The organism is Helicobacter bilis (assembly GCF_900198365.1).
GTDB classification, from domain to species: domain Bacteria; phylum Campylobacterota; class Campylobacteria; order Campylobacterales; family Helicobacteraceae; genus Helicobacter_A; species Helicobacter_A bilis_B.
Window position 1 is genome coordinate 40,795 of the sequence record NZ_FZMS01000038.1, and the last position, 13,790, is coordinate 54,584.

At 35.5% G+C, this 13,790-nt stretch carries 17 protein-coding genes; 7 read left to right on the forward strand and 10 right to left on the reverse strand.

Going from position 1 to position 13,790, the window contains the following annotated elements:
- Positions 1–407: 407 nt before the first annotated feature.
- Complete coding sequence (locus tag C6H08_RS05800) at positions 408–1,016, forward strand: sugar O-acetyltransferase (protein ID WP_034579138.1); 609 nt, start codon at positions 408–410, stop codon at positions 1,014–1,016.
- Positions 1,017–1,066: 50 nt separating this feature from the next.
- On the opposite strand, the gene C6H08_RS05805 is transcribed toward C6H08_RS05800, so the two are convergent.
- Positions 1,067–1,756: an NAD(P)H-binding protein gene (locus C6H08_RS05805; RefSeq protein WP_034579140.1), complete on the reverse strand. Its 690-nt coding sequence runs from the start codon at positions 1,754–1,756 to the stop codon at positions 1,067–1,069.
- Positions 1,757–1,958: 202 nt separating this feature from the next.
- Here C6H08_RS05805 and rrpB point away from each other — a divergent pair, with 202 nt between their 5' ends.
- A complete protein-coding gene (gene rrpB, locus C6H08_RS05810) occupies positions 1,959–2,288 on the forward strand; it encodes a MarR family transcription factor RrpB (protein WP_034579142.1) in 330 nt (109 codons plus the stop codon).
- 68 nt (positions 2,289–2,356) lie between these two features.
- Here rrpB and C6H08_RS05815 read toward each other — a convergent pair whose 3' ends face one another.
- The gene (locus C6H08_RS05815) at positions 2,357–2,755 is read right to left on the reverse strand and encodes a winged helix-turn-helix transcriptional regulator (protein WP_052099959.1); all 399 of its coding nucleotides are present in this window, start codon (positions 2,753–2,755) and stop codon (positions 2,357–2,359) included.
- A gap of 155 nt (positions 2,756–2,910) precedes the next feature.
- Here C6H08_RS05815 and C6H08_RS05820 point away from each other — a divergent pair, with 155 nt between their 5' ends.
- The 3 genes from C6H08_RS05820 to C6H08_RS05830 all read left to right on the forward strand — a co-directional run bounded on the left by C6H08_RS05820 (position 2,911) and on the right by C6H08_RS05830 (position 5,326).
- Positions 2,911–3,252 carry a TIGR04076 family protein gene (locus tag C6H08_RS05820; RefSeq protein WP_034579144.1) on the forward strand — a complete coding sequence of 114 codons (342 nt, stop codon included), beginning with the start codon at positions 2,911–2,913 and terminating at the stop codon, positions 3,250–3,252.
- A gap of 246 nt (positions 3,253–3,498) precedes the next feature.
- The gene (locus C6H08_RS05825; RefSeq protein ID WP_034579147.1) at positions 3,499–4,656 is read left to right on the forward strand and encodes an MFS transporter; all 1,158 of its coding nucleotides are present in this window, start codon (positions 3,499–3,501) and stop codon (positions 4,654–4,656) included.
- Positions 4,657–4,744: 88 nt separating this feature from the next.
- Positions 4,745–5,326 carry an NAD(P)H-dependent oxidoreductase gene (locus C6H08_RS05830; protein ID WP_034563621.1) on the forward strand — a complete coding sequence of 194 codons (582 nt, stop codon included), beginning with the start codon at positions 4,745–4,747 and terminating at the stop codon, positions 5,324–5,326.
- 54 nt (positions 5,327–5,380) lie between these two features.
- On the opposite strand, the gene C6H08_RS05835 is transcribed toward C6H08_RS05830, so the two are convergent.
- The 8 genes from C6H08_RS05835 to C6H08_RS05870 all read right to left on the reverse strand — a co-directional run bounded on the left by C6H08_RS05835 (position 5,381) and on the right by C6H08_RS05870 (position 11,822).
- Positions 5,381–5,905, reverse strand: coding sequence for a restriction endonuclease subunit S (locus C6H08_RS05835; protein ID WP_052099961.1), 525 nt, complete (start codon positions 5,903–5,905; stop codon positions 5,381–5,383).
- Between the two features lie 86 nt (positions 5,906–5,991).
- On the reverse strand, positions 5,992–6,765 hold the full coding sequence (locus C6H08_RS05840; protein WP_138196170.1) for a restriction endonuclease subunit S: 774 nt from the start codon (positions 6,763–6,765) through the stop codon (positions 5,992–5,994).
- A complete protein-coding gene (locus C6H08_RS05845) occupies positions 6,749–7,288 on the reverse strand; it encodes a restriction endonuclease subunit S (protein ID WP_104686133.1) in 540 nt (179 codons plus the stop codon). Before C6H08_RS05845 ends, C6H08_RS05840 begins: the two co-directional genes overlap by 17 nt.
- 9 nt (positions 7,289–7,297) lie before the next feature.
- Positions 7,298–7,957 (reverse strand): hypothetical protein, encoded by a 660-nt coding sequence (locus tag C6H08_RS05850; RefSeq protein WP_080745649.1) that lies wholly within the window; start codon positions 7,955–7,957, stop codon positions 7,298–7,300.
- On the reverse strand, positions 7,944–9,869 hold the full coding sequence (locus C6H08_RS05855) for an HsdM family class I SAM-dependent methyltransferase (protein ID WP_034579083.1): 1,926 nt from the start codon (positions 9,867–9,869) through the stop codon (positions 7,944–7,946). The genes C6H08_RS05850 and C6H08_RS05855 overlap by 14 nt, the downstream gene beginning before the upstream one ends.
- 546 nt (positions 9,870–10,415) lie before the next feature.
- Positions 10,416–10,772 carry a toxin-antitoxin system YwqK family antitoxin gene (locus tag C6H08_RS11935; protein ID WP_368494322.1) on the reverse strand — a complete coding sequence of 119 codons (357 nt, stop codon included), beginning with the start codon at positions 10,770–10,772 and terminating at the stop codon, positions 10,416–10,418.
- A 5-nt stretch (positions 10,773–10,777) separates the two neighbouring features.
- Positions 10,778–11,017 (reverse strand): toxin-antitoxin system YwqK family antitoxin, encoded by a 240-nt coding sequence (locus C6H08_RS11940; protein WP_233708500.1) that lies wholly within the window; start codon positions 11,015–11,017, stop codon positions 10,778–10,780.
- Positions 11,018–11,450: 433 nt separating this feature from the next.
- Positions 11,451–11,822 (reverse strand): flagellar protein FlaG, encoded by a 372-nt coding sequence (locus tag C6H08_RS05870; protein WP_104686134.1) that lies wholly within the window; start codon positions 11,820–11,822, stop codon positions 11,451–11,453.
- A 252-nt stretch (positions 11,823–12,074) separates the two neighbouring features.
- Here C6H08_RS05870 and C6H08_RS05875 point away from each other — a divergent pair, with 252 nt between their 5' ends.
- On the forward strand, positions 12,075–13,484 hold the full coding sequence (locus C6H08_RS05875) for a sodium-dependent transporter (RefSeq protein WP_034579085.1): 1,410 nt from the start codon (positions 12,075–12,077) through the stop codon (positions 13,482–13,484).
- Positions 13,485–13,597: 113 nt separating this feature from the next.
- Entirely contained in the window at positions 13,598–13,768 is a 171-nt protein-coding gene (locus tag C6H08_RS11275; protein ID WP_158656818.1) for a hypothetical protein, read from the forward strand.
- Positions 13,769–13,790 lie beyond the last annotated feature (22 nt).

Consider the following 13,790-nt stretch of genomic DNA (forward strand, 5'->3'; position numbering starts at 1 on the left):
AAAATCTTAGAATCTTGTCTAAGCATAACGCCCTTATGCCAAAGTTTAAACAAGCCCTTAGCAGTAATGAAACTTGGGGTAGTAAGTGGTATCAAACCCAAATTCAAACAATGCTTGAAAATTTATAATTATTCTGCAAATCTCGCATTTTCCCCTTGACAAACACTAGGTGTTAGGCTTTATACTTTCATTTTATTTTATATTGGCATTGTAGATTCTAGGTTGTCATACTGAAGCTATAAGCTGAAGTATCTAGCATAGAATCTAAACAAGATATTTTGTGCTATGCACTCAATATGACAAGATTCTAGATTTTAGTCAAATGTGTGCAGGGCAAAAGGACATTTCTTAGAATCTTAATCGCAAGATTGCTACTAGATTCTACAAAAACCTACAAGGACACAACTATGCAAAACATTAACAAAGCAAAAGCTACAACAAACGCTACGCCAAGCACAGATAGAGACATTTTTACGCGTGATATAAATGGAGAGTTAATAAGCCCAGATGATAAGGATTTCTCACAGATTTTAGCCGTTATAGAAAACACGCAAAAGCTCGTCCATAAGCTAAATACACAAATGCTAGATAAAGATTCTGCAAGGGCTATTTTTAGCGAAATTGTAGGCTATGAAGTGGATTCTAGCACTTGGATATTCCCACCATTTTATACAGATTTTGGACGCAATATCAAGGTAGGCAAAAACTTCTTTATGAATAGCTCTTGCACTTTTATGGATAGGGGCGGGATAAGAATTGGTGATGATGTGTTTATCGCTCCAAAGGTATGTCTCACTACAATCAATCACGACTTTAACCCCCACAATCGCAAGGCGACTTTTTGTAAGCCCATTGTGATAAAAGATAGGGTATGGATAGGGATAAATGCCACGATTTGCCCGGGAGTTACCATTGGGGAAAACTCAATCATTGCCGCAGGAAGCGTGGTAACTAAAGATGTCCCGCCAAATGTCATTGTCGGCGGGAATCCTGCTAAGATTCTAAAAACGCTTTGAAAATCCCCATAAATTGCAAGTAGCAAAGGGCTTTCACAAAGCCCTTAAGCTTACTCCGCATATAAACCTATGTGTTTTCTCCCATAATTACTAGCAGAATCTAGGGCAATTTGACAGAGCTTGTAGGCATAGTCGCCATAGCCTATGATGGATTTACCTTGCTTATTTGTTTGAAAAAGCTCGTAAGAGATTTGCACATTTGCCCCCTTTGGCAAATCAGGCACAAACTCCGCCGCTGGGCTAACAAAGCACCATTTGAGTGCTTGAGTATCCTTTAGGTATTCAAGCACTGCCGCTTGTGCGTTTGCCACAGGCTTGTATTCTTCGGGGAAGCTAGGTGTATTTACAAGCTGTGTATGAGAATCTACATAAAGACTTCCTGCCCCACCCACGACAAAAAGCACAGCTTTACTCCCTTGCAAAATCTGTGCTAAATGCGTGATATGCTCGGTGTGAAGCTTGAGATTCTGCCACTCGCCAAAGGCATCAAATACCACATCAAAATGTGCTAAATCACTAGAATCTAGTGCGAAAATATCCTTTTTCACCACGGCTAGATTTTCTAAAAGCCTTTTTACATCGCCATTTTGTGTAGATTCACTCTGCAAACACTTCTCTAGCCGCTTCATATCAAATGCTCCACGCACAAAGGCACACACACTTGCCCCTTGAAGCAATGCTTCTTTTACCAAAAGTCTCCCAACTTTGCCATTTGCTGCTAAAACTGCTACTTGTAACATTATGTATCCTTTTTATAAATTTACCCTTTTAGTTTTTGGAATCTAAAAGGACTTTGAAATGATAAAGTAGTAATATATAAAAATCAAGTAGGGATAATTTTATAATATAGGTATAAATTTAGTAGTATTGTGTAAAATAGGAAAAAATACGCTATAATTTTTCTATCATTTCTTGTTTATCCATCATTGCTAAGGAGAGTTTATGAATGAATTTTGCTCTGTGTGTGCTGTTGAGACGACACTCAATCTTATAGGCAATAAGTGGAAGTTTCTCATTGTCCGCGATTTGCTTCAAGGCACAAAGCGTTTTGGCGAGCTGAAAAAAAGTATCGGTGCGAGTAAAAATCAAAGCATTTCTCAAAATGTGCTTACACAGAATCTGCGTGAATTAGAAGAGGCAAAGCTCATCACACGCAAGGTCTATGCTGAAGTCCCACCGCGTGTAGAGTATAGCCTAACCCCACTTGGATTAAGTCTGCAATCTGTTTTGACAAGTCTAGAATCTTGGGGCAGAAGCTATCAAAATTTATAAAGTTAAGATTCTAAGAATGCTTTAGAATCTTGCGTGATATAGAGATGATAAGAGAGTGGGTTTGGTTTTTAGTCCTTTTTATTTTTAACTGCAAGAAAGCGATGCTGTGTATTGTTTTTTTCTTTTTTATGTGCTTGTCCCCACTCACACATAGAATCTAGAACCGGTATAAGTGATTTCCCACGAGATGATAGGCTGTATTCAACTTTAGGCGGGATTTGCGGATATTCTTTGCGTTTGATTAAGTCATCACTCTCAAGCTCTCGCAACGCATTTGTAAGCGATTTAAACGACACGCCATCAATGTAGCGTTTTAGCTCGTTATAGCGGACAACTTCAAAACGATGAAGTGCATATAGAATAGTCATCTTATATTTGCCGCTAATAAGACTTAAAGTGTAGGCAAATGGACTCTCACAAAGCAAACAATTATGGATAGATTCTGTATTTTTTGGATTTTTCTGCATATTTTCACCTTTTTTTATTTGTAGCTAGATAGCTTAAATGCGAATGCGTATTTTACTCTACTTTTAGTAAGTATATTACTTTATTTTGCGTATTGTATTTTTGTGAGCTTTGATTTATAATTTTGTAAATTTTAGGATTTAGAAAAGGAATAGTGATGAATAAAGTCAAAATTGAAGTGATAAAAACGCATTTTGATGAAGAATTAGCTAAAGAATATGGCGTGGAATGCGTGTGTCCTATACACAAGGTTGGAGAGAGTTTTATCTCACTTGGCTTTGATAAACCGCAAGGATTCTGCGATGAGGCGTGGAAGGCGATTTATCAATATGTGTTTGCACTCGCACATAGCGATAAAGACAGCGTATTTTATTTTAAAGATTGGATTAAAAAGCCCGGTGTAGCGATAAACTCGTGCAATGATGGAATCCGCCCAGTGATTTTTAAACTCACAAGGCTAGATTCTAAAGCACAGGCAGATGACTTTTATAATGAGTGAAAATTAGAAATGGCAGTAAGAAATTTGGCAATTACAATTTATAGACAAAGATGATAGCAATTGGCTACAACATTTTTCAAAGATTCTAAAAACACTTTAGAATCTAATGCAGGGATTATAGAGGTAGAGTATTTTGATATGGGAAGATTCTAAAACTATATAGATTTTTATTTTCCCCCTTGAGCTACACTAGGTGTCAGGTTTATACTTTCACTTCACATTTATTTTTATACGAAAAGGAAAAAGATGAATCATAATTTTTTATTGTGGATTTTATGTTTTGGTGTATTTGGGATTTTAAGCACAGAGCTTGGAATGATGGGGATTGTCCCCATTGTAGCACAGAAATTTAGCGTATCGATTGATGATGCGGGCTGGAGTGTGAGTGTATTTGCATTAATGATTGTGTTTTGTGCGCCTATTGCCCCTTTGCTTGGCTCAAAATTTGCCCCAAAAAAACTTATGCTTTTTTGTCTCGCTATCTTTAGCCTGACTTCCTTAGCGGCGGCGTTTGTGGATAGCTTTTTGGCGTTGCTTATTTTTCGTGCTATCCCTGCATTTTTTCAGCCTATTTATATTGCCCTTGCCTTAAGTATGGCTGCTTCACTTGCTGCAACCAAAGAAGAATCTCTTAAAAACGCTGCTAAAGTATTTGCGGGATTTTCTGCAGGTATGGTTTTGGGTGTGCCTATTGCAAGTTTTTTAGGAGGGAATTATTCCTTTGCTTTTGCTATGGGGTTTTTCGCCCTTTGCACAAGCCTTGCATTTATTGCTACCCTACTTTTCGTGCCAAAAAATATGACAAACAATGAAGCCCCCAAAATCACTACACAATTAGAGATTCTCAAATTCCCATTTTTATGGGTGTCTATCTTTGCAGTTGTGTGCGTGAATGCTGGGGTTCTTGGATTTTATTCTTATTTTTCGGACTTTTTACATAGCATTACACAAGTGTCGTTTGATTTTATTAGCGTTGTGCTTGCGGTGTATGGCAGTATGAATATCGTGGGTAATATCATCGCTGGAAAGGCTCTAGCTAAAAATGCAAACGCTACCATTCTTGCGACTTTGCTTGGAATGATATGTTTGTATGCGTTGATATTTGTGTTTGCAAAGCAAGGGGTTGTGCTGCTTATATTTGCGGTGCTGCTTGGAATCTTAGCGGGTGTTGTCAATAATGCCACACATTATGTGATAACGCACCCCTATCCACAAGCCCCTGATTTTACCAATGGTTTATTTCTCTCAATCGCAAATATCGGCATAAGCACAGGCGTGGCTCTATGCGGACTTTGCATTTCACTGCTTAATACGCAATACACCGCCCTTTGTGCCATTGTGCTTTTATCTATGGGTGTAGCTACAATGCTATTTAGAATGCGATTGGAAAGGGATAAGGATTAAGGGGGATTTAACTTTTGCTAGATTCCCCCTTGACAGACGCTAGGTGTCAGGTTATACTATCATTCAAAATTATGCAAAAGGATTCAATATGCAAGCATTACTTATAAATGGTAGTAAAAAGTTTGGCAATGATGGCACAAGGCTTAATAGCACTTTGCAAAGCGTGGCAAAGGAGTTTTTAGAATCTAAGGGCTATAAGGTGCTAGAGACTATCATCGATAAAGGCTACACACCACAAGAGGAAATAACAAAAATTAAAGAATCTAGCCTTATTATTTATCAAATGCCTGCGTGGTGGATGGGTGAGCCTTGGATTGTGAAAAAATATATTGATGAAGTGTATCTTAATGGTGCTTCTATTTTGTTTGCAAATGATGGGCGAAGTCGTGCGAATGAGAGCTTAAAATATGGCAGTGGCGGACTAGCACGGGATAAAAAAGTAATGCTTAGTGTAACTTGGAATGCTCCAAAAGAAGCTTTTACAGAATCTAATGGCTTTTTTGAAGGCGTGGGCGTGGAAGGTGTGTATTTGCATTTACGCAAGGCACACGAGTTTTGTGCTTTTGCGTGGTTGCCGATTTTTATGTGTAATGATGTGGTGAAAAATCCGCAAATAGAGCGATACATAAGCGAGTATAAAGCACATTTGCAAAAGTATGTGAAAGGCTAGAATCTTGCTTACTAGATTCTATAAAAGCGCAATAATCATTATAATCAAAGGGTATTACCCCCCTCCCCCGCTAGAATCTAGTTTATGTGTATAATAAGCTAAGATTTTTTGCAAATGTTTTTGCTCTAAGTTTTTCATAAAAGATTCCATAAAAGCATAGTTTGGATTGCCTTTAGAATCTATGGGTAAAAGAATTTTACCTCTTTTTAGTCTTGTTAGCGTTGCCCCATTGCCTCCCCAATTAAATTTAGTCATCAGGTTTCTTAAGGCTTGTATCATAAAAAGAGCATTGTATTGATTAAGGTTTGCATTTTTTAAAATTTGGATATTTTGTCCTGTGTAGAACTCACTATTGTGATAAAAAGCAGTTTGCGTATCAAGCCCTATAATGATTACATTGCGTTCATTTTTAAGATAATTTTCTTGCTCTGCGATAAAGTCATCAACGCCATTTTGATTTTCTGTGCGTGTGATATAGGGGATTTTACCTTTTTTGCCACTAAGCTTATTTTTATCAATTCCATTTTTTGTAGCTTTTACTTCAAATATTTCACCTACGACAAACTCTCTCCATTGCAATTTATCAAGGTTACAAGTATAAGAAAAGGTAGAATCTTGCTTACTAGATTCTATAAAAGCGCAATAATCATTATAATCAAAGGGTATTACCCCCCCCCCCCGCTAGAATCTAGTTTATGTGTATAATAAGCTAAGATTTTTTGCAAATGCTTTTGCTCTAAGTTTTTCATAAAAGATTCCATAAATTCATAGTTGGGTTGATTATTAGAATCTAAGGGAAGCATTATTTTTCTATTGTGTAATCTTGTGCCTGTCAAGCCTTTTCCATATCCAAAACCACAACTTTCAATGCTTTTTTGCAAAACTTGTGCGATAAATAACCCTGTATATCTATTAATCCTTTCATTGCTAAGATAATACATTTTATTGCCTGTAATGTATTCTATGCCTTGATAGAAAAAGTCAGCATTTTCAGCACCCAAACTAATCGTATCTTTTGGGTTTAAAGAGAAGTTTTCATTTTCTACAATGTCTTCCAAACCATTATTAAAAGAAGTTCTAGTAATATAGGGCGTTTTTCCTTTGCCTACTTGTAAATTATTTTTATGATAGGGCTTTGAATTTGTTATTTTGAAAATCTCGCCAACAATAAACTCGCCCCACTGCACAGATTCTAAACTTAATTCATTCTTTGCAATTTCCATTAGGCTACCCTCAAGGAAAGTTGCAAGGTTTTGCTTTGTTGTAAAAGTGCGGGATTGTTCGTTATGTCTTTGGGACACTTCGCTTTGCTCAGTATGACAAGGCAAAAGATCGGTATGACACGATAAAAAATCAGTATAGCAGGATATAGAATCGGTATAGCAAAGTGAAGATTCAGTAAGATAAGGTGGGTGGCAAATATTACCCCCCCCCCCCATTAGAATCTAAAAGCTTATTTTTATAGTATTTTATGATTTTTGTTAAGTGCTTTTGTTCTAGCTTACGCATATAAGATTCCATAAATTCATAGTGTGGATTACCTTTAGAATCTATGGGGAGTTTAATAATTTGTTTTTTAATTCTAGTTTGTGAAAATTTATATCCATATCCATATTTTTGCAAAACAGCACTATCAATACATTGCTTAATAAATAATCCAACATAACGATTCATGGTCTTGCCATTTTTAAGCATTATTTTTTCTATATGGTCGGTCGCTATAAAGTCATTTTCTTGGTAAGCTATATAGCCTATAGTTGCACTATCCACACTTAAAACTCCACCTTTTTCTGTGGCTACATTTTGATAAGTGTTGTCTAATCCATTGTTGGTTGCTGCACAAGTTATTCTAGGTGTTCTACCATTTGGCATAAGCTCTCTTGGGTGCGTAGTATAAGTGCCTACTATTTCAAACAAATCACAAATTTTAAACTCGCCCCATTTCATAGAATCTACATTCATATTGTCTCCTTACTTGATTCCTTGATTTAATTCTGCTACAATTCTTTTTGTTTCGAGGGGATCCTTTTCCCCTATTCTTTCTAAAGATTTTTCTACTAAACCCATCAATATATCATCTAAAAAGATTTCAATATTTTCTGTTGCTAGGTTTATAATCATTTTTTGATTGTTTTTATTTTGTATAGACGCACTTAATCGCGGCTTGTTATCATTATTTAGCTTGTAGAGATTTTCAAAATGAAATGCCCTATTGCGTAAATTTTTAAAAAGTAGTAGCAATAAACTTACTTTTTGATAATCTCTTAAGCCCTTATTCCTATTCCCCATAAAATACCGCTTAAAATCTAAGCTTTTTAAAAACTTATTTGTAAAAAGCTGATTGTGAATCTTGTAAAAATCCACTACTCTTAGCCAAAAGCCCAAACTCTGTTGCGATAATGCTTGATGATGGGCTAACTTGGTATTTAAAAGAGATTTTAAAATCCACTCATTATCATTTATGCTTACCATATAATCAATGCTATTTCTTAGCACAATTTCTATAAGCCCCATTTTTGCTGCGATAGAGTTTATTAACTTAAAATTATCTAAATGTTCTTTCAAATCCGCATAGATATCTAGTCTTTTTTGTGAAAAAAGTCGTTGATATATTTCTTTATCTATCATCATCTCCCTCTAAACCAAATAAATATCCCCGTCCGTGCGTTATCATATTAAATTCAAATGTGAGATAATCCGCCATTGTTTTATCAAAATCTTCGTATTTTGGAATCTCATCATTAAAATAATAAAAGCTGTGTAGCCACTCATCTTGGGCTTCTATGGTAGTTTTCACGCAAAATTTAGATTCTGCTTCCATTTCATCACGCCAGACTTTTAGCAAATGTGCCTTTTTATCTTTAGCGTGTATAGTTTCTACTAAGCCTTTATGCTTTTGCACCTCAAAGCCATCATCTTCGTAATTTATAAATTTGCAAATCTTGTCTTTATGGTGTGGAATCCACGCAGTAAATATGGCTATACAAGGGTTTGTGCCTACACCATAGAAGGTATTTTTATTACAAGTGATGACACCTTCTAAGGTATGCTTTTTTAAAATATTTACTTTAATCGCCTTTTCTTCTTTGCTTTTTCCTGTAACGGCACTTTGCGGGATTATCACAATCGCTTTTGCACCTTTAGTGAGAGAATCTAAAAGCTGTTCGCTAAAGGCGATTTCATAAAGATTTGAATTTGCCTTGCTGCCTTGAGAATAGGGCGGATTCATCATACCAATGCTTGCGGCTATGTCTTTTTGAAGCTCAAAGGGATTTTGCTTTAAAAAGTCTTTATTTTCTAAATTACTTTTACCATCACCACGCACAATCATATTAGTCGTGGCAATGCAAAACATATCAGGCTTTTCTTCTATGCCAAAAAGTTGATTTTCTTTGATATGTTGCCTTTGTGTCTCATCTGTAACTTGTGAAAGCATATTATGCATAGCAGCGATCAAAAATCCAGCCGTTCCACAACAAGGATCAAATACAACATCATTAGGTTTTAACTCCACTAAATCACAAAAAAGCTCACAAATATGCTTAGGGGTTAGTATAATGCCTAAAGTCTGTCCATCGCCACCGCCATATTTCATAAATTCGCTATAAAATAATCCTAAAATATCCTCGCTTGTTTGCGTGTATTTAATATTTTGATAAATGCGTTTATAGAGAAATTCTGTGTAATGTTTTAGCGGTGTTTTGCCTAAGGTGCTGTTAGTTTCATTGATTTTTGGTGTATCTTTTATGATAGAGAATTGACTTAATAATTTATCTTTTTTCACTTCAGGGCTGACTTTTGCGCGGTTTAAATTACCTGCTATGGCTTCATAGATTTTTCTCCCATCGCTTGTTTTGTCATCTCCATTTAAGCGTTCTAAATCAAAGTTTTTATGCTTTATCTCTTCTAGGGCAAGTAAAATACCAGAAACTACGATAGGCTTTTCAGTATCGCGTAAATTGCCATAGTTGCGTAAATCTTCATGTAATTCTTTCGCATCTTTTAGAAGTTGCTCTGTTGTTTTCTCTTGGCTAGTTTGTTCTTTTAGAATCTCTTTAGTATAGTATTCTTCAATATTATCTTCACTGAAAACAATAAAGTCTTCTAAATCTTTTAAATCCTTAGTTACAAAGCCATTTTCATTGATGAAATAAGGCGTGATTTTATGGCGTTTTTCATTGCCACTTACAGCTATGGCAATAATCTTTTTATAATTTGTGTGTTTGGCTAAGTGTTTGCCATAATGAATCGCACCATTAACGGCATAATTTTTTACAGAATCTGCATTTTCTAAATCAATGCAATTTTTTGAATCTAGTTTGCAATGCTTATCTATATTTGCTTTGTTTTCAAACACAAATACAAAGTCTTTTACCACCGCACAAAAGTCTGGATAGCCTGCTTTACCGCTAAGGGCTTTGGAAGCAGTTTTAAACGCTTCATCTAGCTCTTTAGTTCCTCCTCCCTGCTCTGCAAAAGGTATGTTTGCAACCTTTAATAAATCCCTCACCCAAGAATCTGTTTTTACCTCATTTCTTGCCATTGCATTCCTTTGTGATTACAAAAAGCAGAAGTATAACAAATTTTTCAGCCACTTATCATATCTTGTCAGTGATAAGAATCTCACATTTCCCCTTGAGCTACACTAGATGTTAGGCTTATGTGGTGAAAAATCCGCAAATAGAGCGATACATAAGCGAATATAAAGCACATTTGCAAAAGTATGTGAAAGGCTAGAATCTTGTTAGCATTTAACGCAAGAAGTTTAGCAAAAAAATGTAGTGAAAATGCGGTGGAAAATTGGCGGAAATTTTACAGAAATTTTTTACTTGACAAACAAAAAAATATAAGATTCCCTTCTCATTTTAACACAAGGAATTTACAATGACAAATCAAACAGAATCTAACGATAAATCCAACAACAATGGGCGAATTTTCTTAAAAATTCACTGCATTTAGCAGGTAGATTAGCATTTTTTTGATATAGGAGCAAACACGCTTTTAGCACAAGATTCTAAAATTCCTAAAATCTTGTAAATGCACCCCAAACACTGCAGCCACCCTAAGTGGTATAGAATCTGCATTTCATTTATTTTTCACATATATCATACCAGTAACGACCCCATTTACCCTCATTTATTTCATTTGTTAATCTTGTAAGATGAGCGCTTGTAAAGGCTTTACCACTAGAGCATTTCCCACTAACAAGTTTGCCATTTTGGGCGTTTGCCTGCCAGATAAGCTTTTTTCCTTCATTATACACTTTTATAATGCCATTTATCTTGTCATTTGTATATGGGATTTCTATCGCTAGATTTCCATTTGGATAATAGCGTTTTGCCATGCCTTCGCTTTTACCGTTTTTACGCGGCATTTCACTCAAAAGATTCCCATCTTCGTAGTAAGCTTTTGTTATACCTTCTATTTTTCCATTTTTAATTGGCATTTCATTCAAAAGATTCCCGCTTTCAAAATAACTTTTTTCACACCATGTATTACCCCATTCTTATATGGCGTTTCAATGAAAAGATTCCCATTTTCATAGAAAACTTTTTCAACACACCCAGCTTTTTTATCTTCTTCACTCTCGCATTCCTTTAAATTATCCGCATGTAAGAGTGAAAAAGAAGCAACGCTACATAAAATCATTGATAAAAACACATTTTTACCATTAAACTTTTTAAATCCCATAACTATCCTTTAAGCTAAAATTAAATTCTACAAAAAAAAAAAAACAAATATCAAGCAAAGCATATAGAAATTAAAAGTTTAGAATCTAAATTTTATTAGATTTTTAGATTTTACGCAACTTAGATTCCAAGTCGCTTAAATTTAGATTCTCTAGTGTTAGATGTTTTGCTACACTCAACATGACAAGCATTAGTATATGATAATTACTTAGAATACAACAATCTTAGAATCTAGAATCAAAAAAATAAGTAGCTTTACTATCAACATAATAAACTATCATGTTAGATTCTAATCCTTGTCATATTGAGTGCGTAAGCACGAAATATCTCTTTTATATTGGATATTTCGTTACGCTCAATATGACAATTTGTTATAGAATCTAAATTCCATTTTTGCACCCTAGACCCTGCACCAACCCATAAAGGCGTAGAATCTAAACTCTTTCATCAAAGATATTGCCGACCATATCACGCATTTTCATCATAAGCTCAATGGCTTCTGGCGATGGAATCTCTCGTATAACTCGCCGTCCTGTCGCTTCACGCACGGTTACTACAAGCGCTTTAATCTCATCGTTGTAAGAAAAGTCAATATTTGTATTTGCTTTACTCATTTCTTCTTGCAATTTACGCGATAACTCCGTCATTTGCTCTCGCAATTGAGAATCATCATAGGTGTTAGCTACCTGTTTTTCTTCATGTGCTTTTGCTGGAGTATTTGATCTTCCTTGCTCGAATCCTCCGCTGCTTATAAAAGCCATAATTTGGTGTTGCAATGATGATAATGAACTTCCTTGTGTCTCCATCATAGCCTCCTTGAAACAAAATACTTACCTCTATTTCTATAGAAAACTAGCGGTAATTATAGCAAACTATCGACAAACTACAACATTTTCTAAACAAAGATTCTAAAGATTTTCTACTGATTTTATAACATTATTTCCACAAAAACATTATTTTTGCATCGCATTATTGCATATTGCCATAACTTTGCTATAATCTGTGATTTGTTAAAAACACAAGGACACTAGATTTTTAAGATTCAATAAAGGTTAAAGATGACAAATTTTTCTAAAATTGGCTTTATCATGGCGACACTTGGAAGCTCCATAGGCTTGGGGCATATTTGGCGTTTTCCTACTATGGCTGGGCAAAATGGCGGTGCTGCTTTTATCCTCTTATTTCTCATTATCTCTGTGGCGGTTGGTGTGTCTATGCTGATTGCTGAAATGCTTGTTGGGAATCGCACACAGAAAAACGCACAAGATGCCTTTTATGAGCTTGATGAGAGTAATCATAAAAAATGGCATTGGGTTGGATTTACTATTATTGGCGGTCCCGTTATTCTCACCTTTTATTGTATCGTGCTTGGCTGGGTGGTGTATTATTTTGGTATGGTAAGCTTTCATTTACCTACAAATATAGATGATTCTAAAACATTATTTGGGAATCTCACTCAAAACTTTGAAGCACAAATTATGAGTTTTGCAATCGTTATGATTCTAACCGCATATTTTGTCGCAAAGGGTGTAAAAAGCGGGATTGAAAAGCTGAATTTCACACTTATGCCTTTATTATTTGTGATTTTCTTTGGTTTGCTTATCTATGCTATGACGCTAGATTCATTTGGTGAGAGTGTAGCTTTTATGTTTGCCCCAGATTTTAGCAAAATCACACCAAAAGTATTGATAGAAGCTATGGGACAGCTCTTTTTCTCACTCTCTCTAGGTATTGGTATCATAGTTACTTACGCAGCTTTCACAGAGAAAAAGCAGAATCTTTTCAGTGCGGCTATGTGGGTGCTTATCCCCGGGATTATTATCTCCATTGTTGCAGGGCTTATGATATTTACTTTTGTGTTTGAGTATGGGACTAAAGATGATGTTGGTGCAGGGGCTGGACTCGTGTTTATCACGCTTCCTGTTTTATTTGGGAAGATGGGATCAGTAGGTAGCGTGATTTGTGTGTTATTTATGATTGGATTAGGCTTTGCAGGGCTTTCAAGCACGATTTCATTGCTTGAACCAGCAGTAAAATGGCTTGAAGATAAAACAGGGAAAAATAAAGTTATGCTATCATGGGTTGTTAGCCTTGTAGTGTTTTTAATCGGCTCTGTGCTTATTCTCTCGCTTAATGAAGGGCATAAGGAATTGACTATTGCTGGAAAAAGCTTATTTGACTGGATGGATTGGCTTAGTGCGAATATCATTATGACACTTGGTGGGCTTTTAGCGACAATCTTTGTGGGCTATGCGATTAAAACAGAGCATTTAAGAGAATGGACTAGCCATTACTTTACACCCTTTATGTTTTACTTTTGGCTTTTTGCGATTAGAATCTTAGCACCACTTATGGTAAGTGCTATTTTTATTTATAATATTTATCATTTACTGAATCCAAAGTTAGCCGAACCTATGCCAGAACCACAGCAAATAGAACAAAGCATAGATTCTGAAGCTAAAGAGTAGCTAGATTCTATAATTTAGAATCTTTAATGCTTTAGATTTAGCTACTTGGTTTTTAAGGTGCAATTTTAGAATCTATACTTTTATAGGTGGTGCAGGGTTTAGGGTGCAAGTGAATGGAAATTAGATTCTTTTTGATTCTATATTGTCATGTTGAGCGGAGCGAAACATCTGGTATGGAAAATGTAAAGAAGATTCAAGCAAAGATATTTCGCCTTTTTCGTCATGTTCGCACAAGCGAAACTCTTGCCTACACTTGCAAATATGACAAGAATCTAGATTCGTAAGGAAAATACAATTTATACGACA

What these genes read in the sequence shown, in the direction of transcription:
- C6H08_RS05825 (WP_034579147.1), top strand. Translation starts at nt 3,499, where the DNA reads ATGAATCATAATTTTTTATTGTGGATTTTATGTTTTGGTGTATTTGGG.
- C6H08_RS05875 (WP_034579085.1), top strand. Translation starts at nt 12,075, where the DNA reads ATGACAAATTTTTCTAAAATTGGCTTTATCATGGCGACACTTGGAAGC.
- C6H08_RS11935 (WP_368494322.1), bottom strand. Translation starts at nt 10,772, where the DNA reads ATGCCAATTAAAAATGGAAAAATAGAAGGTATAACAAAAGCTTACTAC.
- C6H08_RS05845 (WP_104686133.1), bottom strand. Translation starts at nt 7,288, where the DNA reads ATGAATGTAGATTCTATGAAATGGGGCGAGTTTAAAATTTGTGATTTG.
- C6H08_RS05800 (WP_034579138.1), top strand. Translation starts at nt 408, where the DNA reads ATGCAAAACATTAACAAAGCAAAAGCTACAACAAACGCTACGCCAAGC.
- C6H08_RS05870 (WP_104686134.1), bottom strand. Translation starts at nt 11,822, where the DNA reads ATGGAGACACAAGGAAGTTCATTATCATCATTGCAACACCAAATTATG.
- C6H08_RS05855 (WP_034579083.1), bottom strand. Translation starts at nt 9,869, where the DNA reads ATGGCAAGAAATGAGGTAAAAACAGATTCTTGGGTGAGGGATTTATTA.
- C6H08_RS11275 (WP_158656818.1), top strand. Translation starts at nt 13,598, where the DNA reads ATGGAAATTAGATTCTTTTTGATTCTATATTGTCATGTTGAGCGGAGC.
- C6H08_RS05805 (WP_034579140.1), bottom strand. Translation starts at nt 1,756, where the DNA reads ATGTTACAAGTAGCAGTTTTAGCAGCAAATGGCAAAGTTGGGAGACTT.
- C6H08_RS05820 (WP_034579144.1), top strand. Translation starts at nt 2,911, where the DNA reads ATGAATAAAGTCAAAATTGAAGTGATAAAAACGCATTTTGATGAAGAA.
- C6H08_RS05815 (WP_052099959.1), bottom strand. Translation starts at nt 2,755, where the DNA reads ATGCAGAAAAATCCAAAAAATACAGAATCTATCCATAATTGTTTGCTT.
- C6H08_RS05840 (WP_138196170.1), bottom strand. Translation starts at nt 6,765, where the DNA reads ATGGGGGGGGGGGGTAATATTTGCCACCCACCTTATCTTACTGAATCT.
- C6H08_RS11940 (WP_233708500.1), bottom strand. Translation starts at nt 11,017, where the DNA reads ATGGGATTTAAAAAGTTTAATGGTAAAAATGTGTTTTTATCAATGATT.
- C6H08_RS05830 (WP_034563621.1), top strand. Translation starts at nt 4,745, where the DNA reads ATGCAAGCATTACTTATAAATGGTAGTAAAAAGTTTGGCAATGATGGC.
- C6H08_RS05850 (WP_080745649.1), bottom strand. Translation starts at nt 7,957, where the DNA reads ATGATGATAGATAAAGAAATATATCAACGACTTTTTTCACAAAAAAGA.
- rrpB (WP_034579142.1), top strand. Translation starts at nt 1,959, where the DNA reads ATGAATGAATTTTGCTCTGTGTGTGCTGTTGAGACGACACTCAATCTT.